This window comes from Salinimicrobium sp. CAU 1759 (genome assembly GCF_054482715.1).
The window spans coordinates 2,045,095-2,067,464 of record NZ_JBTLRK010000001.1 but is presented as its reverse complement, the minus strand read 5'-3'; the positions used below and the strand labels follow the sequence as shown (position 1 = coordinate 2,067,464).

15 protein-coding genes are annotated in these 22,370 nt (G+C 39.3%); 7 read left to right on the top strand and 8 right to left on the bottom strand.

Going from position 1 to position 22,370, the window contains the following annotated elements:
- Positions 1 to 56 precede the first annotated feature (56 nt).
- On the top strand, positions 57 to 1,193 hold the full coding sequence (locus ACXYMT_RS09290; RefSeq protein WP_459058800.1) for a redoxin domain-containing protein: 1,137 nt from the start codon (positions 57 to 59) through the stop codon (positions 1,191 to 1,193).
- Positions 1,194 to 1,257: 64 nt separating this feature from the next.
- On the opposite strand, the gene ACXYMT_RS09285 is transcribed toward ACXYMT_RS09290, so the two are convergent.
- Positions 1,258 to 1,932, bottom strand: coding sequence for an SIMPL domain-containing protein (locus tag ACXYMT_RS09285; RefSeq protein ID WP_459058799.1), 675 nt, complete (start codon positions 1,930 to 1,932; stop codon positions 1,258 to 1,260).
- 49 nt (positions 1,933 to 1,981) lie between these two features.
- Positions 1,982 to 2,632 carry a rhomboid family intramembrane serine protease gene (locus ACXYMT_RS09280; RefSeq protein WP_459058798.1) on the bottom strand — a complete coding sequence of 217 codons (651 nt, stop codon included), beginning with the start codon at positions 2,630 to 2,632 and terminating at the stop codon, positions 1,982 to 1,984.
- 55 nt (positions 2,633 to 2,687) lie between these two features.
- Here ACXYMT_RS09280 and ACXYMT_RS09275 point away from each other — a divergent pair, with 55 nt between their 5' ends.
- Positions 2,688 to 3,596 carry a lysophospholipid acyltransferase family protein gene (locus ACXYMT_RS09275; RefSeq protein WP_459058797.1) on the top strand — a complete coding sequence of 303 codons (909 nt, stop codon included), beginning with the start codon at positions 2,688 to 2,690 and terminating at the stop codon, positions 3,594 to 3,596.
- On the opposite strand, the gene glmM is transcribed toward ACXYMT_RS09275, so the two are convergent.
- Positions 3,586 to 4,974 (bottom strand): phosphoglucosamine mutase, encoded by a 1,389-nt coding sequence (glmM, locus tag ACXYMT_RS09270; protein WP_459058796.1) that lies wholly within the window; start codon positions 4,972 to 4,974, stop codon positions 3,586 to 3,588. The genes ACXYMT_RS09275 and glmM overlap by 11 nt on opposite strands.
- A gap of 161 nt (positions 4,975 to 5,135) precedes the next feature.
- On the opposite strand from glmM, the gene ACXYMT_RS09265 reads away from it, so the two are divergent.
- Entirely contained in the window at positions 5,136 to 5,720 is a 585-nt protein-coding gene (locus tag ACXYMT_RS09265; protein WP_459058795.1) for an acyl carrier protein phosphodiesterase, read from the top strand.
- Positions 5,721 to 5,972: 252 nt separating this feature from the next.
- Here the strand turns inward: ACXYMT_RS09265 and ACXYMT_RS09260 are convergent, their stop codons facing one another.
- From ACXYMT_RS09260 to ACXYMT_RS09245, 4 genes are all read right to left on the bottom strand, one after another.
- Complete coding sequence (locus tag ACXYMT_RS09260) at positions 5,973 to 7,022, bottom strand: M12 family metallopeptidase (protein ID WP_459058794.1); 1,050 nt, start codon at positions 7,020 to 7,022, stop codon at positions 5,973 to 5,975.
- Between the two features lie 894 nt (positions 7,023 to 7,916).
- On the bottom strand, positions 7,917 to 9,299 hold the full coding sequence (locus ACXYMT_RS09255) for a hypothetical protein (protein ID WP_459058793.1): 1,383 nt from the start codon (positions 9,297 to 9,299) through the stop codon (positions 7,917 to 7,919).
- Between the two features lie 106 nt (positions 9,300 to 9,405).
- Positions 9,406 to 11,043 carry a hypothetical protein gene (locus tag ACXYMT_RS09250; RefSeq protein ID WP_459058792.1) on the bottom strand — a complete coding sequence of 546 codons (1,638 nt, stop codon included), beginning with the start codon at positions 11,041 to 11,043 and terminating at the stop codon, positions 9,406 to 9,408.
- Positions 11,044 to 11,247: 204 nt separating this feature from the next.
- Complete coding sequence (locus ACXYMT_RS09245) at positions 11,248 to 12,246, bottom strand: response regulator transcription factor (protein ID WP_459058791.1); 999 nt, start codon at positions 12,244 to 12,246, stop codon at positions 11,248 to 11,250.
- A gap of 325 nt (positions 12,247 to 12,571) precedes the next feature.
- Between ACXYMT_RS09245 and uvrA the strand changes: the two genes are divergently transcribed.
- The 4 genes from uvrA (at position 12,572) to ACXYMT_RS09225 (ending at position 21,701) form a co-directional block, all read left to right on the top strand.
- Complete coding sequence (gene uvrA, locus ACXYMT_RS09240) at positions 12,572 to 15,403, top strand: excinuclease ABC subunit UvrA (protein ID WP_459058790.1); 2,832 nt, start codon at positions 12,572 to 12,574, stop codon at positions 15,401 to 15,403.
- 18 nt (positions 15,404 to 15,421) lie between these two features.
- A complete protein-coding gene (locus tag ACXYMT_RS09235; RefSeq protein ID WP_324719245.1) occupies positions 15,422 to 16,111 on the top strand; it encodes an LOG family protein in 690 nt (229 codons plus the stop codon).
- 277 nt (positions 16,112 to 16,388) lie between these two features.
- Positions 16,389 to 19,124, top strand: coding sequence for a gluzincin family metallopeptidase (locus ACXYMT_RS09230; RefSeq protein ID WP_459058789.1), 2,736 nt, complete (start codon positions 16,389 to 16,391; stop codon positions 19,122 to 19,124).
- Between the two features lie 162 nt (positions 19,125 to 19,286).
- On the top strand, positions 19,287 to 21,701 hold the full coding sequence (locus ACXYMT_RS09225; RefSeq protein ID WP_459058788.1) for an alpha-ketoacid dehydrogenase subunit alpha/beta: 2,415 nt from the start codon (positions 19,287 to 19,289) through the stop codon (positions 21,699 to 21,701).
- Between the two features lie 57 nt (positions 21,702 to 21,758).
- Here ACXYMT_RS09225 and ACXYMT_RS09220 read toward each other — a convergent pair whose 3' ends face one another.
- Positions 21,759 to 22,307, bottom strand: coding sequence for a hypothetical protein (locus ACXYMT_RS09220; protein ID WP_459058787.1), 549 nt, complete (start codon positions 22,305 to 22,307; stop codon positions 21,759 to 21,761).
- Positions 22,308 to 22,370: the final 63 nt, after the last annotated feature.

The following is a 22,370-nucleotide window of genomic DNA, read 5'->3' as shown; positions in this document are numbered from 1 at the left end:
TAATTGAACGACTTCTCTGCTCTATCTTCCTTATTTTTGTCCAAAATGTAAATATTATGCGTAAAATATTATTAGCCGGAATAGTCGTTCTCCTGGCTGCCTGTGAAGGCGAAAATGAAGGATATAGAATAAGTGGAACAGTTCAAAATGCCGCTGACGGACAGAAAATAATTGTTTCTGAAATTAATGAAAGTAATACTCAAGCCATACATATAGATACCGCAACTGTACAGGACGGAAAATTTGAACTTGATCTTGCTGAAAAGGATAAACCAACCATTAGTTTTCTTACGGTAGAAGGAACCCGCGGAAACGTCGTTTATATTGCCGATAATACTCCTATTAATTTCACTGTTTATCCCGATAGCATATATACTTCTGAAATCTCGGGAGGTGAGGATAACAAGGTACTCTCAGCATACCTTCAAAACGTAAGGAAGGTGAGCAAGCAAATGAATGAGAACAGAAATTCCATGCGAGAAGCTATGTTGAACAGAGACTCTGCTAACCTGGAAGAACTTCAGGCATTTCAGCAACAGGTTTTTGATGAAGATAAGAAAGCGAAGGTTGAGTTAATTGAATCCAACCCAAACTCCATTGTTTCTGTTATGATCCTTCAGGATATGCTGAACTCTTCAGCTTATTCTTTTTCAGAACTAATTAGCTTATACGAGCAGTTTGGAGAAAAAATTAAAGAATCTTCACTGGCCAAGATGGTAAAAGCCAGTCTGGACAAAATGAGTAAGACAGATATTGGTAGTGTTGCACCACAATTCACTGCACCAACTCCAGATGGAGATCAACTTGCATTAAATGATGTTTTAGGTAAAGTAACTTTGGTAGATTTCTGGGCTTCATGGTGTAAGCCATGTAGAGTAGAGAACCCAAATATTGTCAATGTCTACAACCAGTATCACGACAAGGGCTTTAACATCATCCAGGTCTCACTGGATCGCCCGGGGCAGAAAGAAAAATGGCTACAGGCTATTGAAGATGATAACCTGGGAGAATGGAACCACGTTTCTAACCTAATGTTCTGGCAGGATCCCGTAGCTGTTGAATACGGAGTACGTGCGATCCCGGCAGCTTTTCTTCTTGATGAGAATGGAAAGATCATTGGAAAAGATTTGAGAGGAGATGCTCTTGGAGAAAAAGTTGCAGAAGTATTGGATAGTAACTCTGCGCAAGACTAGTATTAAATATCAGGAATAAAAAAGGGTGCTTCACAGCACCCTTTGTTTATTAATGTAATATCTACTAATCCAACATAAACTCGACGTTGACCTTTACCGTGATCTCCATTTCTCCGGGAGCTATGGTTTGCTGCTCAGCACTGTCCGATTTCATTTCCATGACGCGGTATACCGGCTGATAATGATCTGTCTGGACTTCCGAAATACGAATGGCCTTTCCTGCACTTTGACCCAGGGCCTGAGCATACTCTTCAGCTTTCATTTTGGCATTTAGAACGGCCTCTTTTCGGGCTTCCGATTGCAAAGCTTCTTTTTCTGAAGTCTGAAACTGAACCCCGTCAATTCTGTTCAATCCTGAATTCAGCAGACCAGACATGATCTTTTCGTAATCTCTTAAACTCGTAAGCTGAATGGATATTGCTTGATTCGCCGAATACATAGTGTCTTGTGTATTATAATTCACCTCCTTGTTAAGACGAATATATTCAGTCTGGATATTCTTTGCTGCAACTCCTTCGCTTCGAAGATATTTGATAATCTTGTTTACCACCTCATCATTCTTCCGCTTAACTTCAGCAGCGGTTCTACCCGTATGTTCAACTCTGGAGTTGATGAGAACCTTATCTGGTACTACATTCACTGTTCCGGTTCCCATGACAGAAATGGAAGGATCAGGATTGTCCTGGGCAAAGCCCGTAATACCTGTCAAAAATGCGATTATTAAGAGATATTTTTTCATACTTGAAATTGGTTTAACAGGAATATTAAATTCAATTTCAGTGCCAATGTCAGATTTTCCCAGTCTTTTGTAGGAAAAACAGCAAAACTATAGGCACTGCAAGTAATATTACCATAAATAAACTAGTGGCAAATAATTGCGGAACCAGGATCAAAGTAAAGATATAGCCTCCTACTGCTCCTCCAAAGTGTGCATCGTGCCCTATATTACCAATCCTGTTTTTCATACCGTAAATGGAATATAGCATGTAACCAATACCAAATACATAAGCAGGAATAGGAATGGGAATAAAGAACATATAGAGGCTCATTTCGGGGTAGAGAAGAATAGCGGCATAAATAACTCCGGAAACAGCTCCGCTAGCTCCTACTGCATTATACTGGAATTCATCTTTGTGAAAATAATAGGAAAGCAAATTCCCCAGTAAAAGGCTGACAACGTAGATAAGCAAAAAACTAAAACTCCCTAAAGAAGCGATGACGACATCGGCAAAAAAGTACAGCGTAAGCATGTTTAAAAAGAGATGTGCAGTATCCACATGTAAAAAACCTGAAGAAATGATCCTGAGCTTCTCCCCTCTTTTGACCGCTGCCGAATTAAATTTATACTTTTCGAAAAAAGCACGGTCCTTAAAACCTTTAAAAGAAAATAATACGTTGATTCCTATAATGATCAATGTAACCAGATCCAGATCACCCATAAATGCTAAAATTTAAGTGCCAAATATACCATATATTTGCCTAAATGACTTTTCAATGCAGCGACTGGTTTTCTGGTTAACCTACCCGTTTTTATGGCTTATTTCGGTTCTTCCCTTTAGACTTTTTTATCTGTTTTCAGACTTAGTATTTGTTATTGTTTTCTACGTTGCCAGATACAGAAGAACCACTGTTTTAGAGAACCTGACACTTGTATTTCCTCATAAGCCAGTGGAGGAACTAAAAAAGATCAGGAAAAACTTTTACCGGCATATGGTCGACATGTTTCTTGAAATGGTAAAAAGCATTTCCATTTCCAATGAAGAACTAAAGAAGCGTTTTGTCTTTAAAAATGTTGAGGAAATTCAGAAGATAAGAGAGATGGACAAAAGTATTCTGCTTGCCTGTGGCCATTATGCCAGCTATGAATGGATGAATGCTCTCCAGCTATATGGCCTGGATTACAGAGGATTTGGAGTTTATAAAAAGGTGAAGAACAGGTATTTTGACCAAATGGCAAAGGATATTAGAGGACGATATGACGGAATCTTAATTCCTACGGCAAAAGCCACAAAAACAATAACCTTTAACGAAAAGCAGGGGATCAAGGGTGTTTACGCTATGATAGCCGATCAATCCCCAAGACTGGATCGCTCAAAAGCCTGGGCGAGTTTTATGGGTATTCAGGTTCCGGTTTTTATGGGACTGGAACAACTCTCCCGCTCTCTGGACATGGTTGTTGTTTACCTGCATGTCGAAAAAGTTAAAAGAGGCCACTATGTAGCCTCTTTTAAAACCATTTCCTACGATCCCGCACAAGAACCCGAATATTTAATTACGCGTAGCTATTTTGAGAACCTGGAGGCTCAAATCAAAAAAGAGCCAGAATATTACCTATGGACCCACAAAAGATGGAAACACAGAAATGCTCCTATTCCCAAACAAGCCGTATTGATTAAAGATTAGCGACCGCTTTTATCTCTTCCAACATTTTCCTGGCAACCTCATCTGCCTTTTCCTGACTTTTAGCTTCAGTATAAATTCGAATTATGGGTTCGGTATTGGATTTCCTCAAGTGAACCCAGTGTTCAGCAAAATCGATTTTTACCCCGTCTACTGTGGTCACTTCCTCACCTGAGTATTTCTGTTCGATCTTCTGCAAGATATCATCTACATCAAGTTCTGGCGTGAGTTCAATTTTATTCTTACTCATGAAATAGGCCGGGTATGATTTCCGAAGCTCTGAAACCTTCAGTTTCTTTTCTGCCATAAAGGTTAAAAATAAAGCAATTCCCACAAGGCTGTCGCGGCCATAATGAAGTTCAGGATAAATTATACCGCCATTTCCTTCACCACCTATAACAGCTTCATTTTTTTTCATCAATTCAACCACATTCACCTCTCCCACTGCACTGGCTTCATAATTACCTCCATGCTTTTCAGTTATATCTCTTAAAGCCCGGGAAGAAGAGAGATTACTAACAGTATTACCGGGAGTTTTGCCTAGAACATAATCTGCACACGCCACAAGAGTGTATTCTTCGCCAAACATCTCTCCATCTTCACTAATAAAGGCGAGCCTGTCCACATCGGGGTCTACCACTATTCCAAGATCTGCTTTTTCCTTTTTTACAAGATCACAGATTTCCGTTAGGTGCTCCTTTAGAGGTTCCGGATTGTGAGGAAAATGTCCTGTGGGTTCACAGTACAGTTCGATCACTTTAACTCCAAGTCTTTTAAGCAATTTAGGAACTGCGATCCCTCCTGTGGAATTAACTCCGTCAACAGCGACTGTAAAACCTGCTCCGGCAATTTTTTGGGCATCTACCAAAGGCAGCATCACTACTTCTTCAATATGAGTGTCTATGTAATGGTCTACACTTATGATCTTTCCGAGTTCATCAACCTCTGCAAATGAGAAATCTGCTTTTTCGGCGATCTTCAGGATCTCTGCTCCATCATCACCGCTAAGAAATTCTCCTTTATGATTAAGCAGTTTAAGCGCATTCCATTGTTTTGGGTTGTGACTTGCAGTAAGAATGATTCCGCCATCAGCTTTTTCCATGGGGACTGCCACCTCTACTGTTGGAGTAGTAGAAAGGTCAAGATCGATAACATCAACTCCAAGCCCCACAAGAGTATTCATTACCAGCTGTTGAATCATTGGTCCCGATATACGGGCGTCGCGTCCAATGACAACTTTTGTTTTCTTGCCTGGCCGACTATTCTCTAACCAACTACCGTAAGCTGCCGCAAATTTTACGGCATCAATTGGGGTGAGATTTTCTGAAGGCTGTCCGCCAATGGTTCCACGAATTCCGGAAATACTTTTTATAAGTGTCATAAGATTAATTTTTATTGCTTGTCAAAAATGTCATTTTTGGGACCCGTTTTCTGCGGAAGTTATTCTGCAGAAATTCCAGGGCAGCACAAAGATAAGGTCCTTCTACAGCAGACCCAAACCTTAACATAATTTAAACATGCGGATTTTTTACCTTAGCTCCAATGAATTTTCTCGCCCATATATACCTCTCCGGAAGAAATGAAGACATTATCCTCGGCAATTTTATAGCCGATTCCATTAAGGGTAAAAAATATTTGAACTATCCACCTGAAGTACAAAAAGGGATCTTACTGCACCGGGCTATTGATTCTTATACAGATACACATCCCATTGTTAGAAGCAGTGCTGCAAAGCTTTACAAGAATTACAGCCATTACAGCGGAGTGATCGTAGATATCTATTACGATCATTTCCTGGCCTCCAACTGGAACGAATATTCGAATGTACCACTTGAGAATTTTGTAGCTGAATTTTACAGACTCCTTCAAAAAAGATTTGATCAACTACCTGCACCAATTCAGAGATTTTTGCCTTACATGGTTTCAGAGAACTGGTTGCTTAGCTATGCAAGTATTGAGGGGATAAGCAGAATTCTCTATCAAATGAACCTACGGACAAAAAATATCGTCCGAATGGATAGAGCGGTCAATGACCTGCAGGAGCATTATGAAGAATTGGGAAATGAATTTAGCGCCTTTTTCCAACAGCTAATGGAATTTTCTGCAGAGAAGAGAGAGTCATTTTAGGAGAGAAAAGAACTCATTTAGGCTGAAGTTATTATGAGCCAAATTTTCTTAAGGAAATCACAATTGGGGAAATCCACATATCACCCCACCAAAAGTGTGGAAATTTGCCACACAATACTTAAATAATTCTTAAAAAGGAATTATTCAGGAATCCCAGGTTTTACTAAATGTATTTAGAATAGAAGTTTTTAAAATAGGGTATAAAAAAACCCGGCGGGGCAGCCGGGTTTTTTTCTTTAAATTGCTCTTATATTAGACGTAGTACCAGGTTCCATCAATTAGCTCAACTTCAAGTATTCCCCACTTGCTTTTATAGAACCATCTGTCATAATATCTTAGAACTATAAGTCCCTCTATAGTATAGTATTGACCATTAACATACGTTGGCTCCACAGTTTCTGTTCCTCCTGAAGAGAAAGGGTACATATTATTTACACCTGTCTTGTCTCCTGTAGAAAGGGCGGAACGCTGAACCGAAAAAGTACTCCCGTCTTTTTTCACAATAGTTGGTTTACCGTTGCTAGAGAAAGAATAAGGGCCATACATCATTATTGAACCAAAATCAAGAGAAGTTGTGTATTCATCACCATCCATACCCTGTTGGGCATAGGTGTGGAAATTATGTTCTCTTCCACCTTGAATATTAGAGTAGTTAATAGTCACAAAGTTTTCCCTATCTACCCTACTTTGTTCATGCCAAAGGCCAATAGCATGACCTATCTCATGAATGGTGTTTCCTGTGGAACAAGCTGAAGATAAGGTAATATTCTGTCTACCTCCCACCATTCCAACATACGAGGAACATCCAGAACCTGTGACAAAATAAATGTAGTTAGACTGTGAAGTCCTTTCAACAAAATCCAGATTGGTATTTGATTCCCAGTGTTTTATCGCGTCATAAACACGTGCTTTATTTTCAAGAGAGCCTTCAATAGCGTAATACACAGTATTATCCGGCCATCTCCCGGAGGTACGCCCCACACTTTTGTTTGCAGGCACCTCTTCTCCTTTTTCAAATACTAATTTTACTTCGTTAGGGCTAACCATATCAGGTGGTAACAATATATCTCCCTGATAAATGAAGTCCCCGTTTATCTGCTCAACAGGAAGTTTTTGACCTGCGAAAAAAACTTCGGTCACAGATCCTGGGTTAGGGTAAGCTACCTCAGTTTGACTTTGAATAGAAGCTTCAACATTAGAGTCTGTTCCTTCAAGTACTTCCATTTCTTCAGGCGCATCTTTTGAACAAGAAGCCAACAATGCTAAGGCTGGAAGTATCAATTGCAATTTTAATTTTCTCATAAGTAGGTTTTTATGGGTTTTATAATTTGTAGTCTTGGGGTCTACAGTACAAAATGTATTTCTAGTAGTTTCGATGGCGTTAAAATTTTGAGTTAAGAAAAATTTAAAAACTAAAAAAAATCTTAAAAAAATATTTCTGTTGTTACTCATGTAATAACTATGCCAAAGTTGTTTTTAAATTTTTAATCTGGTCAGTCGGGCAGGCCGTAATTGTAATTTTCCTATCTGTTTCGTACTAATTAAGTTTAAAGGATTAAACAAGCTCAGAATATTTTCTTCTGTATAGAAGACGAGGTAAAAATATAAATTAATAAGATTTTAATAGGATTTATATAAACTTTAACACTCTGAGTGTCAGTTATTGTAGGAAAAAACTTCAAATGATAATTTGGGAAATACGATTTACTTACTCTTATGAATTTCTAGGCAACGCAGAAAAAAGAGCACCAAGTGCTCCTTAAAAACAATATCATCTAAATTTTAAATCTCATGTGTTTTGTTTAGAACTTTTTTAAATCTTAAATTTAAACAGGGGGTAAATATTATGAGGTAATGAAAACGATTTTAAGAATAATTTTCACCTGTACTTTTTATTAGATTAGTACCTGAAACATACATCAACTTTAGAGCGTAGAATAATACGAGAGTGTTTGGTTAAATTGGTATAAATGAAAGCTTTTATAAGATAGAGACCCTGGTTTACTACATGAGGTCAGTTCGAAGATATACTCTCATTCTAAAAGAGAGTACCTGGAGGTCTTATTTAAATAATGAAAAATCCTTATTTCTTAAAGTTTAATTGGAGAGAATAAATAAGATGATGACAAAAAAAAGAAGGCCACCTTGTGGGTAGCCTTCTCTTATAATCTCTGTTGTCTATGTTTCCACCGAATACTACTGCGGAGCACAAACGTTCATCATAAGATCCACATCTATTGGGAAAACCTCAGTTACCTGAGCACTACCCAAATCTAATGACGTAAGATCCCATTCTACTGTATAGGCATTTTCTGTAATATCCTGGATACAGATAGGTACCGGTGCTCCTAATGGTTCACCTCCTACTCCATCTAATTCTATTTCTACATCAGTAATTAAATACCCTTCATTTAAGTCAAAATTAGCGGATAGATTAGGAGCGTTCCAATCAAACTCTACATATCCAATCACAGCATCATTCCACAATACCGGAATGGTTGGCAATTGGCCGGCAGGTACTCCACTAAGTGAAACATTTTGGTCGACTATTGCCACGGTATCACACCCTGTATCAGGATCATCGATACAATCATCTCCACCACCATTTCCATTTCCATTTCCATTTCCAGGATCTTCACCACATTCAAATCTTCTATGGTCATATCTAGGCGTCATATTTAACTGAGCATCAATATCTGCCTGGTCTATTTCAAACTCCATGTAATCCATTTCATCTGCAGTGTAGTCTAGATCATCATGATTCATTACAGTAACTGTCACAAAATAAGTATCGTCGTCCATTAATACCGGCAATGGCAAACAAAGAACAGAAGCAGCTGGCCATCCATTTGACATTGTTATTTCATTGGACCATCCATCAATAACCTGGATTCCTTCTCCATATCCTTCTGTCCAAACATCTACGCTAAAGTAAGCAGGATAATCACGTCCGTCACCACCACAGTAGTTAACGAATAAGCAGTAGTTGTTAGTAATAGTATATGTGTTAATATCAAAGAACAGATATCCATATGCATCTTCATTTCTAGGAACATAACATAACACGTCAACTGTAATATATGGTTTGGTTCCCGGATCCAAAGTAAAGTCATTTGGAAGAGGATTACCTACATTACTACCATAAGCACCATCTGATCGTGGAGCTACCCAAATTGGATTATCATCGGCGTCAAATACAACAAAGTACTCTAATGTATAATCACCTGCTTCAAGTGCAAGAGCATCTGTGTACTCGGTTTCCCAAACGTTCATAGCCGAATTCCACTTTAGGTTCACTGGAATGAAGTTGACATCAGGAACATCAATTCCATCATCCTCTCCTATATAGTCCCCATTACTATCTGTAATGGCTACATGAACATAGGCAGGATCTGCAGTGCTACATTCCCCCGGTTCAGCTTGTTTGTTTTGGGAATTGAAGTCGTTCATAAGCGAACCAAAAGTCACCTGAATTAATTCCTGGTCATCATTAATTACTCCGGTTTCCTCTTTACTACAAGAGGTGAAAACTAGAGCCAACATCGCCAGCCAGGCAATGGAAATTTTAAAATTTTTCATAATAAATTGATTTTGATTAATAATTAATTAGAATGGTTAATAAATCCTATTAAGGTAAATCTCTCCAGACCATAATAGTCTGAAGAGATTTCTTTTTTAAATATTCCTAGAAGTCTTCATCGCAAGCATCTCCTGCGTGAACAATTAAGGTTATATCTCCGTCATTAACGATATCAAAAGTATAGCCTAATAAGTCAGAATCTTTATGAAGATCAAACTGTCCTGGTGCTCTACTTTCTGGCCACTCTCCATTATCATTAAACCAGAAATGAGTATCTTCTACACTTACTCCTTCATACAAAGCAATGGTTACATGAAGTTGATCACCATCAAGCTCCAATACAACATCCCCTGCTCTCCAGGCTTTTGAAGTATCATTTTGACCGGCACCAGCCCAGAAAGGAAGTACCCAACGGTTTGGATCATTTGGATCCTGATATTCTGCATCTGCACCTTCTCCATCTACTAGTAATCCCCAGCCCCAGTTGTTGCCATTGTAATGTTCAGATAAAATATAATCACCAAACATGAAAGCAGTATCACCACAACCATCTGAATCGCAAGAATCTGTATCTCTACAATCTACAACACAATCTCCATTAGTGTCACCTGGAATATCACATTCATTAGGCTGGCAAGTATCTGTGTCTCTACAATCTATAACACAATCTCCATTAGTATCCAATTCAGGATCAATTCCTGGGCACGGATCATTTGGACATGTGTTTGTATCTCTACAGTCCACAACACAGTCATTGTTCCAGTCACCAGGCTTGTTACTTGCTCCAGGAACACAAGGATCATCAGTAGGCGGTGGGCAATTATATCTTATATGCTCATATCTAGGAGTCATCTGAAGCTGTGCATCAATATCAGCCTGGCTAATAGTAAAGTCAACGATATAATCCTGTTCTGGATCTAATTCGTAAGCGCCCGGATAGTCTTCAATAGTTACTCTTACGTAGTATAACTCATCCGCGGCAATCTCGGGAAGAGCAAAACATAATACAGAAGCAGAAGGCCAGGTGCCATTCGTATTCACTGTATTTTCACTGTTATTAAGCACTACAGGAGTACCGTCAAAGTCATCTGACCACACCTCAACAGAGAATTCTGCAGGATAGTCGCGCCCGGTCTCATCCCAGCAAAAATCCACGAATATGCAGTAGTTATTTTCTATTCTTACCTGATTTAGGTCAAAGAACAAATAACCATACGCTTCCTCAGACCTTGGAATATAACACAGCACATCAACATTGATGTAAGGTTTAGTACCAGCTGCAAGGTTTATTAGCTGAGGAAGTGGATTATCCACGTTCGTAGCATATGCACCTCCTGTACGAGGGGCAACCCAAAGAACATTCCCGCCTTCGTCGTAAACAACAAAGTGTTGTAATTGATAAGGTCCTGCTGGTAAGGCAAGGAGATCAGTATATTCAGTTTCCCAGACATTCATGCTGGAGTTCCACTTAAGATCCACCTCTATATAATCATCGGCGTCAGCATCTCCATCATCTACATAATTGGTACCATTAGGATCTGCACCTTCTGTAATTCCAATAAGGACATAAGAAGGGGCAGCCTCACTGCATTCCCCTGGATCGGCCTGCTTATCTTGGCTATTAAAATCATTCATTAATGAGCCGAAAGTAATTTGGACTAATTCCTGATCTCCGGATACCGAGTCAGATTCTTCTTTACTACACGAAGTAAAGATTAAAGCCAGCATTGCGAGCCAGGCCATCGAAAATTTAAAGTGTTTCATAATTAAAAGGTTTTTGATTAATAAAATTTAGAATGGTTAATAAATATTATGGTTAATAAAAACTCTAAGTCCAGGTTTGCGCGCTGCGCAACATTTTGGAGGGGGTTAAGAGAATTCCTGTTAAATGTAGGATTTATCTTAACTTCTATCAATGGGGGAAAACCCTCCTTTTCCTCCTTTTCCTCATATTTCTATAAGATTGTGATTTAGTGCATATACTATACTTTCCAGGATCGTTCCCGAATGGGTTCTCCTTATAATATTAGCTCTGTGCTTCTCGATTGTTTTGGCCGAGATGCACAGAGCTTCAGAAATTTCTTTTGTTTTGTAGCCTTTACACAGCAGAGCAATAATTTCTTTTTCCCTTTTGGTAAAACACTGTTCTTCCTCATTACAATTGGAGGAAAAATATTTTTCGGTTTCGGTTGAACTCGTTCCTACCTCCTCTTTTAAAGGAAAATCATTACCTGTAAAGTTGATCATCATGATCATTTGATCACACAGGTTCATATCCAATTTAGAAAATGTGATCCTCGCCTCCCTTATCTTTTCTTTCATTACCACGGTGGTCTTAGTGACAGCCTTCATGTGTTTTCCGCGAACAAATTTCTTGAGGGTCTCCTTGACCTTAAGTCGATTCTTCTGGACCACAAGATCTGTGAGATCCAGTTCCTGTCTCCCGGTTATAAAAAAGTCCTTTCTAAAGGCATCATTCATTGCTACAATTTTTTCGTCCTGTAATAAGATCACGGGATATTCCAGTAAATTGAAGAGTCCCATAAAAGAGTCCTTCCAATAATTGGTGAGGCATTTTTTCACCCTCGTCTTTTCCACTAAATCCTTTACAATTGCATAATAGCAGCCTTTATCATATATGAACCCGTCCACTACATCTGAAAAATTATTATTTAGGAGTTTCTTATTCTCCTGATCCCCAAGCAGGAAAAGGAAAGACTTGTTTAAAAAATGTGTGGATTTGAAGCGGGATAGATTTTTAAGACTTTCAAGGCCGAGAGAAGAATAGTCTATTAAAATCACATCGGGTAGGATTGTAAGTGCTAAGGGATAGCCGGCATGAACTCCATTAATATGTGTGGTAAGGAAGTTAAGATTAGCTTCCTTTTCAACATTTTCGGCTAGGTCCTGATTTTTGGTAATTAGTAGTAGTTGTTTCTTTTCCATAAACTCTTTTTCAGCACAAAAAATATTTTCCTCATAAAGGACAGTGTAAACTGCCTTACTTTCCTTAGTAAAGATATACAAGGTTCTTTAAAAGTAATCCTAAACTTGTGTGCTATTTATCTGACTTTTAATAACTTAAAACTGATAATTTCCTACAAAAAAGTGTTAGTTTAACTTTAATTTAATCTTTAAGATGCATGCATTAAGAAAGTTTTTGACAGAAAAAAATTAGCTTTTATTAATTTTCCTACTTAATCCTCCAGGAATAGGTTTCCTTTCTTAATAGCTGCAGTTTCAGTACCTTTGCCCCCTTGCAAAAAATTTTATGGCAGTAACAGAAGAATTTATTGAAATACTGGGGGCCAGAGTCCATAATCTTAAGAATATTGACGTCAAAATACCGCGTGAAAAACTGGTAGTTATTACGGGCTTATCGGGTTCAGGGAAGTCCTCGTTAGCCTTTGACACCATCTACGCCGAAGGTCAACGCCGGTATATTGAAACTTTTTCAGCATATGCCCGACAGTTTCTGGGAGGCCTGGAAAGACCTGATGTCGACAAGATAGATGGCCTCTCCCCTGTTATCGCAATAGAACAGAAGACGACCAGTAAGAGCCCAAGAAGTACTGTGGGAACTATTACCGAAATATATGACTTCTTAAGGCTATTGTTTGCACGGGCCAGTGACGCCTATAGCTACAACACCGGTGAGAAGATGGTAAGCTATAGCGATTCACAGATCCAGGAGTTGATCTTAAGAAATTTCCAGGGTAAAAAGATAAATGTTCTTGCTCCGGTCATCAGGTCCCGAAAAGGGCATTATAGAGAGTTGTTCGAGCAAATCGCAAAGCAAGGTTTTTTAAAGGTTCGTGTTGATGGTGAAATAAGGGATATCGTGAAAGGCATGAAATTAGACCGGTATAAGATCCATGAGATTGAAATAGTAGTTGATCGCATCAAAGTTTCAAATGGTGAAGATTCCGGTAAGCGTCTTGCCGAAAGCATTAAAACCGCAATGCATCATGGAGATGATGTTCTAATGATTATGGACCAGAACAGTGGAGAGATCAAATACTTCAGCCGAAATCTCATGTGCCCTACATCCGGAATCTCCTATCCTAATCCTGAACCCAACAACTTCTCCTTTAATTCACCTAAGGGAGCATGTACTGTGTGTAATGGAATTGGATCATTACACAAGGTCAACGAGAAGAAAATCATTCCTGACCCTTCAAAAAGTATTAAAAATGGTGCTCTTGCCCCACATGGTCCCCAGAAAAAAAATTGGATCTTTAGTCAGCTGCAGTTGATCGCAGAGCGTTTTGAATTCAGCCTTACAGATCCCGTGGAAAAAATTCCGCAGGAAGCTCTGAACATGATCCTCTTCGGCGGAAAGGAGAAATTCAGCAAAGAATCAAAAACTCTTGGAATAACCCGAGAATATAAGATAGATTTTGAAGGGGTTGCTACCTTTATAGAGGAGACCTACGAAAAGAATGAATCTACTTCTCTTCGACGTTGGGCTAAAGATTATATGGACAAAGTTAAATGTCCCGAATGTGAAGGAACCCGACTAAAAAAGGAATCTCTCTATTTCAAAGTAAACGGAAAAAATATTGCCGAACTTGCTCAAAAAGACATTGTTGATCTGGCCGGCTGGTTTAAGGACCTCAACTCACAACTTTCGGAAAAACAACAGAAAATTGCAGCTGAGGTCATAAAAGAAATAAGCGTACGCCTCCAGTTTCTTGTAGATGTAGGCTTAAATTACCTGTCCTTGAACAGGGGTTCAAAATCTCTTTCGGGAGGAGAAGCTCAGCGAATAAGACTGGCCACACAGATAGGTTCTCAACTAGTAGGGGTTCTTTACATCCTGGATGAGCCCAGTATAGGTCTGCATCAACGTGACAACGAAAAATTGATAAATTCCCTGGTAGCGCTAAGAGATCTGGGTAACTCGGTAATTGTGGTAGAGCACGATAAAGATATGATCGAACGCGCAGATCATGTCATTGATATTGGCCCTGAAGCCGGCAGACATGGGGGAGAAATTATAAGCGAAGGAACTCCCGAAGAAATCCGGAAACATAATTCTATTACTGCCAATTATCTCAACGGCAGTATGAAAATTGAAGTTCCCAAGAAAAGACGGAAAGGGAATGGCAAAAAGATCGAACTTACGGGTGCGACGGGTAATAATTTAAAAAATGTTTCAGTCACCTTTCCTTTGGGAAAAATGATCGCAGTGACAGGGGTTTCGGGAAGTGGGAAATCTACTTTAGTAAATGAGACCCTCTATCCTATTATGAATGCTTATTACTTTAATGGTGTGAAGAAGCCTAAACCCTATAAAAAAATAAAGGGCCTTGATCACATCGATAAAGTCATAGATATAAATCAAACACCTATTGGACGTACCCCACGCTCTAATCCTGCTACCTATACCGGTGTATTTTCTGAAGTAAGAAGTCTCTTCGCAAAAACTCCTGAAGCGATGATAAGGGGATATAAACCCGGGCGCTTTAGCTTTAATGTAAAAGGCGGAAGGTGCGAAACCTGTAAAGGAGGAGGTCTACGTGTGATCGAAATGAATTTTCTACCAGATGTTTATGTGGAATGTGAAACCTGCCAGGGCAAACGTTTTAACCGGGAAACTTTGGAAATAAGGTACAAAGGTAAATCAATAGCCGATGTACTGGACATGACCATAAATGAATCTGTGATCTTCTTTGAGAACATCCCGAAGATATACAGAAAGCTGAAGACAATTCAGGATGTGGGATTAGGTTATATTACTCTCGGGCAGCAGAGTACCACATTATCCGGAGGGGAAGCTCAACGAATAAAACTCGCTACAGAACTGTCAAAAAGAGATACTGGAAACACCTTCTATATTCTTGATGAACCTACAACAGGATTACATTTTGAAGATATCCGGGTGCTCATGGAGGTTTTGAACAAGCTCGCAAACAAGGGAAATACCGTCCTCATTATCGAACATAACCTGGATGTCATCAAAATGGCAGATCATATCATCGATATTGGGTACGAAGGTGGTAAGAACGGAGGTGAGGTTGTAGCCCAGGGCACACCCGAAGAAGTAGCAAAGGATCCAAAAAGCTACACCGCCCGTTTTCTTCAAAAAGAACTAAATTAGCCGCAATTTGAAATTTTTATGAGAACAGAGACAAGAAATAAAAGCTGGAATGAAATAAAAACAAATGACTCCTGGGCCATTTTTAAGATCATGGGAGAGTTTGTAAACGGATATGAAAAACTAAGTCAGATAGGCCCTTGTGTATCCATTTTTGGGTCTGCACGTACTAAACCAGATCATAAATTCTATAAGCTTACAGAAGAAGTAGCAAAAAAGATCGTTGAACATGGCTACGGGATCATTACCGGAGGAGGTCCCGGGGTGATGGAGGCAGGGAATAAAGGTGCTCACCTTGCAGGAGGAACATCTGTAGGTTTAAACATTCATTTGCCATTTGAACAACATGACAACCCTTATATCGATAGTGATAAAAACATTAACTTTGATTACTTTTTTGTTAGAAAGGTAATGTTCGTAAAATATTCACAGGGGTTTGTTGTAATGCCGGGAGGATTTGGAACACTTGATGAACTTTTTGAAGCCATCACTCTTATACAGACTAACAAGATCGATAAATTTCCCATCATCCTTGTTGGAAGGGACTTTTGGAGTGGCTTAATAGATTGGGTGCGAACAACTTTGCTGGACAGTTTTCAAAATATAAGTGCCGGTGATATTGATATCATTCAGGTGGTTGATACAGCAGACGAGGTTATCGAAATACTTGACAAGTTCTATGAGGAATATAATTTAAGTCCGAACTTCTAAATTTTCCTAAGCGAAAACATTTTAAAAAACAGCCTTTTTGACAGGGCTGTTTTTTTATTTTAATTTGGCAAGTACTTTTTTGGATGTATTAATGGAAGAATTCTGATCTCTCGATACTAAAATATTACTAATAAGCTGAATATTATCCAATGAAATAATATCTTGCATAGCTAATTGGTAATCCCTATCTACTCTTTGTAATTTGAACTTAAGATTTTTAATCTTTTCACTCCTTGCATTCATCTGCTTACCGCTCTTTGGACAACATAAAGTCCACTTGAAAGCGGAACTCAATGATTCCATAAAGTCACTGTACATTCAGCAAAGTCTGGAATACAGGAATATGAGCAATGACACCCTTAAGGAGATCTACCTGAGCGATTGGATGAATGCTTTTTCTGACACCCGTACTCCCCTTGCCCGCAGATTCTATGAAGATTATGATCGCAGTTTCCATTTTGCAAGACAAGAGAAAAGAGGAGGAACTACAATAAACTCCATAATGGGAGATTCCTTCAACATTTTGGACTGGGAACGACCGGAGGGAAAACCAGATTTGATAAGCGTTGTTCCTAAGGAGCCAATAGCCCCAGGTGAAGAATATGTGATCAATCTTAATTATTCCGTGAAGATTCCCAGCGATGAATTTACTCGTTACGGATATCAAAATAACGGGAATTACGCCTTGCGGTACTGGTTCATTGCTCCTGGAGTATATAATAACGGCTGGAAGGTTTACAGTCACAAAAACCTGAACGATCTTTATCTTCCCAAACTTGACCTGGATATTGAACTAACTATTCCTTCGAAACTTGCTGCTATTTCTGCACTAAAAATGAATAGAATACAACCTGAAGGAAGCAAGAAAACCGTCCATTTAACCGGGAATGAACGCTTGGACACCGAACTTTTTCTCACTAGAAATGTCATTTTTGACGACTTAAAAGTAGATAGCCTTCACGTGATTAGTAATATTACAGACAGTGGGGTAAATGCAGGTATGAAGTCTTTTTTTGTGAGAAGGATTGTCAATTTCCTTAACAGTAATTTAGGTACATATCCACATCCATTGATCTTGGCTACTCAACAAGACTATGCTTCAAACCCAGTGTATGGACTCAACCAGTTACCAAAGTTTCTGAGACCTTTTCCAGATGGATTTGGTTATGAGCTAAAACAACTTAAAACCCTCACCGAAAATTATCTCGAAAATACGCTCATGCTGAATCCAAGGGAGGATAAGTGGATCTTCGATGCCATTCAGATCTACATGATGATAGAGTATATTGAAGAGCATTACCCCGACTTAAAACTACTGGGGAGCTTGAGTGAGGTTATAGGGGTGAGATGGTTTCATGCCTCCGAGCTTGACTTTAATGATCAATATCCACTCTTGTATCTATTTGTGGCCCGAAAGCACATAGATCAACCCCTCACAACTCCTCAGGATTCTTTGATAAAATTCAATAAGAATATTGCCAATCCTTTTAAGGCGGGAGTAGGTTTGGATTACCTTGACCACTTTCTTGAAGACAACACCATCCCCATTTCACTTAAAGAGTTTTATGAAGAATATAAACTTGAACCTGTAGATTCACAGGACTTTCGAAAGCTCCTCACATCCAATGCAGAAAAGGATATTAGCTGGTTCTTTGATGAGTACCTGGCTAGCAAGGATGAAATCGATTTCAAGATACGTAGCCTTAACAGAGAAGGTGATTCCCTAAGGGTAACTCTTAGAAATAAAACCGGAACTACTGCACCTATACAGGTTTATGGTCTTCATGATGATGAAATTGTATTTAAGAAATGGGTTGAACATTCTCCCGATAATCGAACGGTTTATATTCCGGCGAAAAGGGTTAAACAGGTGGCAATAAATCATGAGGGACTGGTACCGGAGATCAATAGGAGAAATAATTACCGAACTGTTGGTGGGATTATGAACCGGCCTCTACAGTTTAGACTCTTTAAAGATATAGAAGATCCAAGATATCAACAGGTCTTCTTTATGCCAGAGTTCCAGTACAACTTGTACGACGGTTTAGCTTTTGGTTTAAAGTTGTACAATAAGACTGTTCTAGATCGAAATTTTGAATATAATCTTTCCCCTTTTTATGCAACACGGAGCAAAACCATTGTTGGAAATGCCGGGCTGTCGCATCAAATATTTTTTGACAACGATCTCTATTTGATCAAATATGGAATAGGTGGTAGCAGGTACCATTTTGGTTATGACCTCATGTACCAACGCCTCACCCCATACCTCGCCCTTTATTTCCGGGATTCCTACATGAGGAACGGAAAAAAGGAAAGGATAATGGTGCGCAACATAAATGTATATCGTGATGAGAATGAATTTACAGATCTGGAAGTACCAGATTATAGTGTTTTCAATATAAATTACTCCTTTAATAACCCCGGAATGGTGACCCGCCTTTCGGGGGCAGTTGATTTCCAGCTTGCACAGCAATTCAGTAAATCATCCTTAACTCTGGAATATAGTCAGTTGCTGAAGAATGACCGACAGATAAATCTGCGCTTTTTTGGTGGTGCATTTTTGTATAATGATATGCCGGACTCTGATTATTTCAGTTTTGCCCTGGACCGTCCAACAGATTATCTCTTTGACTATAATTACTACGGAAGAAGTGAAACCAGTGGAGTTTTCAGTCAGCAGATCATTCTTGCTGAAGGTGGATTTAAATCCATGCTGGAGCCTGAATTTGCTAACCAATGGATTACTACGGCCAACGGAAACATTACCCTCTGGAAATGGATCTTCGCCTATAGCGATGTGGGACTGGTAAAAAACAAGAATGAAAACGCGAAGTTGCTATATGACTCCGGAATAAGGTTAAGCCTGGTACAGAATTACTTCGAAATTTTTTTTCCGGTACATTCAAGTGAAGGTTGGGAATTTGAAGGAGGGAATTACGATCAAAAAATCAGGTTCATAGCTACTTTAGACATTCAAACCCTTGCCGGACTCTTTACCCGAAGCTGGTTCTAAGCAATTTGCATTTTCTTAAAGAACACTGGTCATTTTCCTGTACATTATATTATTCTCATTTAATGGTAAATTTTATTGCTAAAAAATGATTTTTAGCTACTTCTATTGAATTGTAATTAATCATTGTTTTCTGTACATTTGCGGTAATCTTAAACATGTATTATGCAGAGTGAAACCTCCTCAAAAAGTGCAATTTCTTTTGAAGATTTTAAGGCGCAGGTGCTCAGTGATTATAAGCTGGCGGTAACGAGCCGTGAGTGTAGTCTTTTAGGCAGGCGTGAAGTACTTACAGGAAAGGCTAAATTCGGGATCTTTGGTGATGGAAAGGAAGTGCCGCAATTGGCATGGGCAAAAGTTTTCGAAAATGGTGATTTTCGGTCAGGTTATTACAGGGATCAAACTTTTATGATGGCTATAGGAGCCATGAATATTCAGCAATTTTTTGCAGGCTTGTATGCCACTACAGATATTGAACAGGAACCAAGTTCTGCCGGCCGACAAATGGGTGGTCATTTTGCCACACATAGCTTGAATGAGGATGGTACCTGGAAAAATCTTACTCAGCAAAAGAATTCCAGTGCAGATATCTCTCCCACCGCGGGACAAATGCCCCGGCTTCTTGGTTTAGCTCAGGCGTCTAAGATCTATAGAAATGTAGAAGGATTGGATTCCGAGAACTTTTCAAAGAATGGAAATGAGATCGCATGGGGGACGATTGGGAATGCAAGTACCAGTGAAGGTCTCTTTTGGGAAACTATAAATGCTGCAGGTGTACTTCAGGTACCTATGGTAATGAATGTGTGGGATGATGAATATGGGATCTCGGTACATGCAAGACATCAAACCACAAAGCAAAACATTTCAGAAGTATTAAAAGGTTTCCAGAGAGATAAGGGAGAAAATAACGGCTACGAAATTTTCACTGTCAATGGCTGGGATTATCCTGCACTTATCGAAACTTACGAGACTGCCAGCAAAATAGCCCGGGAAGAGCACACTCCCGTGTTGATCCACGTTCAACAACTCACTCAACCACAAGGACACTCTACCTCAGGTTCTCACGAACGTTATAAAAGTGAAGAAAGATTACAGTGGGAACGCGAGCACGACTGTAATGTGAAAATGAGAGAGTGGATGATCACCACAAACATTGCTACAGACGAAGAGCTTCAGGAGATTGAAAAGGACATTAAAAAGCAGGTAAGAGACGGCAAGAAAGCCGCCTGGGAAGCCCATATGGCGCCTGTTAAGAATAAAGTACAGGATGCTCTACCAGTGCTTGACAGGGCGGCTGAAAGTAGCCAGAACAAAAACTTCATTCTTCAGTTAAAGAATGAACTTCAGGGGAACAAAGAACCTCTTAAACGGGATATCCTTGTGGCAGCCCGAAAGGCTTTAAGGTACATGAGAGGAGAGAATTCTACTGCAAAAGATGAATTAATCAATTTCATAGACAAGTTCACCGAAGAGACCCGTCCCCAGTACAGCAGCCATCTCTATAGTTCTTCAGAATATAATGCTCTGAATATTGAGCCGGTTGCACCAACTTATGATGAATCTTCAGAAGATGTAGATGGACGTCTAATTCTTAGAAATAACTTTGATAAGATCTTCGAAAAGCATCCCGAATCTCTCATTTTTGGAGAGGATACAGGAGAAATAGGTGACGTCAACCAGGGGCTTGAAGGACTTCAGGAAAAATATGGAGAGCTTAGAATTGCCGATACCGGGATCCGTGAAGCTACTATTTTAGGACAGGGAATTGGAATGGCCATGAGAGGGCTGCGGCCAATCGCTGAGATCCAATATTTGGACTACCTACTGTATTCACTACAGATCATGAGTGATGACCTGGCTACCTTACAATATAGAACACGTGGAAAACAGAAAGCACCACTTATAATTAGAACCCGTGGCCATAGACTTGAAGGAATATGGCACAGTGGTTCTCCAATGGGAGGTATTCTTCATTTGATCCGCGGAATTCACGTTCTTGTTCCACGTAATATGACCAAGGCAGCAGGATTCTATAATACTCTGTTGGAAAGTGATGAACCGGCATTAATTGTTGAATCACTGAATGGTTACCGCCTGAAGGAAAAAATGCCAAATAATCTGGGAGATTTTAAAACTCCTATTGGTGTAGTTGAAACTGTAAAAGAAGGTGAAGACATAACCCTAGTCTCTTACGGCTCTACTTTACGCTTAGTAGAACAGGCTGCAAAAGAGTTACAGGAAGTAGGTATTGATGCCGAGGTAATCGATGTGCAATCTCTCCTACCCTTTGACCTTAACAAAGACATAGTAAAGAGCGTAGGAAAAACCAACAGGTTACTGGTAATTGATGAAGATGTACCCGGAGGAGCTTCAGCCTACATCCTGCAAAAGATTTTAGAGGAACAGGATGCATGGAAACAATTGGATAGTAAACCCCAAACTCTTACGGCAAAAGAGCATCGCCCGGCATACGGCACAGACGGAGATTATTTCTCAAAACCTTCTGTAGAAGACATTTTTGAAAAGGTATATGAGATCATGAATGAATCTAATCCGGCAGAATTTCCGGAGTTAAAGTAAAATTAGATTCTAATAGATAAAAGCCACGAGAGCATCTGCCCTCGTGGCTTTTTCATTTTACATCCAGGAGAACTCAGATATTGTAATTCCCCTGTAACAATCGTCCTGGCAGCCGTTAGGGACAAAGCCACACAGGATCATCACCCCTTCTTCATTGGTTTCAAAAAAAACCTCATTCGCATAGGGATCTGCAATAAGATATCGGGCAATGCAACTCCTGTAAAGCTCATCCATTGTTAAAGGCAAAGCACCCTCAGCATGCTTTCCCAAATCCTTTTTTGATTCTTCTGCATAAGAAAAGATAATTATTTTGCTTCCATCTTCTTCTGAGATCTCAAAAGCTTCATAATGGCGTGAAACTACTTTTCCTCTATTAACAGTTATTTTAGTCTCACTGCCGAAACCTGCAAATGACTGCTCCAGAAAAACATAAAAATAGGAATTTCCATTCCTGGTTTTCAATTTGTCCCACTCGTGTTTGCTTTCTTTAAAGTTGAAACCATATTCCCCTTCTATGTTTGCATTTTCGCGCACTGTTTCAACACTGCAGGAGATCAACAGCAAAGAAATCAGAGGAAAGATCAAGGTAGTGTAGGTTTTTTTCATAGCTCCAGGTTTTCTTTAAATTTAAAAGAATTCCAAGAGAATGAATAATGTTTTAACTGATTT

Excerpts from the sequence above, each read along its gene's own strand:
- ACXYMT_RS09280 (WP_459058798.1), bottom strand. The coding sequence starts at position 2,632 with ATGGGTGATCTGGATCTGGTTACATTGATCATTATAGGAATCAACGTA.
- ACXYMT_RS09285 (WP_459058799.1), bottom strand. The coding sequence starts at position 1,932 with ATGAAAAAATATCTCTTAATAATCGCATTTTTGACAGGTATTACGGGC.
- ACXYMT_RS09225 (WP_459058788.1), top strand. The coding sequence starts at position 19,287 with ATGCAGAGTGAAACCTCCTCAAAAAGTGCAATTTCTTTTGAAGATTTT.
- ACXYMT_RS09250 (WP_459058792.1), bottom strand. The coding sequence starts at position 11,043 with ATGGCCTGGCTCGCAATGCTGGCTTTAATCTTTACTTCGTGTAGTAAA.
- glmM (WP_459058796.1), bottom strand. The coding sequence starts at position 4,974 with ATGACACTTATAAAAAGTATTTCCGGAATTCGTGGAACCATTGGCGGA.
- ACXYMT_RS09260 (WP_459058794.1), bottom strand. The coding sequence starts at position 7,022 with ATGAGAAAATTAAAATTGCAATTGATACTTCCAGCCTTAGCATTGTTG.
- ACXYMT_RS09290 (WP_459058800.1), top strand. The coding sequence starts at position 57 with ATGCGTAAAATATTATTAGCCGGAATAGTCGTTCTCCTGGCTGCCTGT.
- uvrA (WP_459058790.1), top strand. The coding sequence starts at position 12,572 with ATGGCAGTAACAGAAGAATTTATTGAAATACTGGGGGCCAGAGTCCAT.
- ACXYMT_RS09265 (WP_459058795.1), top strand. The coding sequence starts at position 5,136 with ATGAATTTTCTCGCCCATATATACCTCTCCGGAAGAAATGAAGACATT.
- ACXYMT_RS09235 (WP_324719245.1), top strand. The coding sequence starts at position 15,422 with ATGAGAACAGAGACAAGAAATAAAAGCTGGAATGAAATAAAAACAAAT.
- ACXYMT_RS09245 (WP_459058791.1), bottom strand. The coding sequence starts at position 12,246 with ATGGAAAAGAAACAACTACTACTAATTACCAAAAATCAGGACCTAGCC.
- ACXYMT_RS09255 (WP_459058793.1), bottom strand. The coding sequence starts at position 9,299 with ATGAAAAATTTTAAAATTTCCATTGCCTGGCTGGCGATGTTGGCTCTA.
- ACXYMT_RS09220 (WP_459058787.1), bottom strand. The coding sequence starts at position 22,307 with ATGAAAAAAACCTACACTACCTTGATCTTTCCTCTGATTTCTTTGCTG.
- ACXYMT_RS09275 (WP_459058797.1), top strand. The coding sequence starts at position 2,688 with ATGCAGCGACTGGTTTTCTGGTTAACCTACCCGTTTTTATGGCTTATT.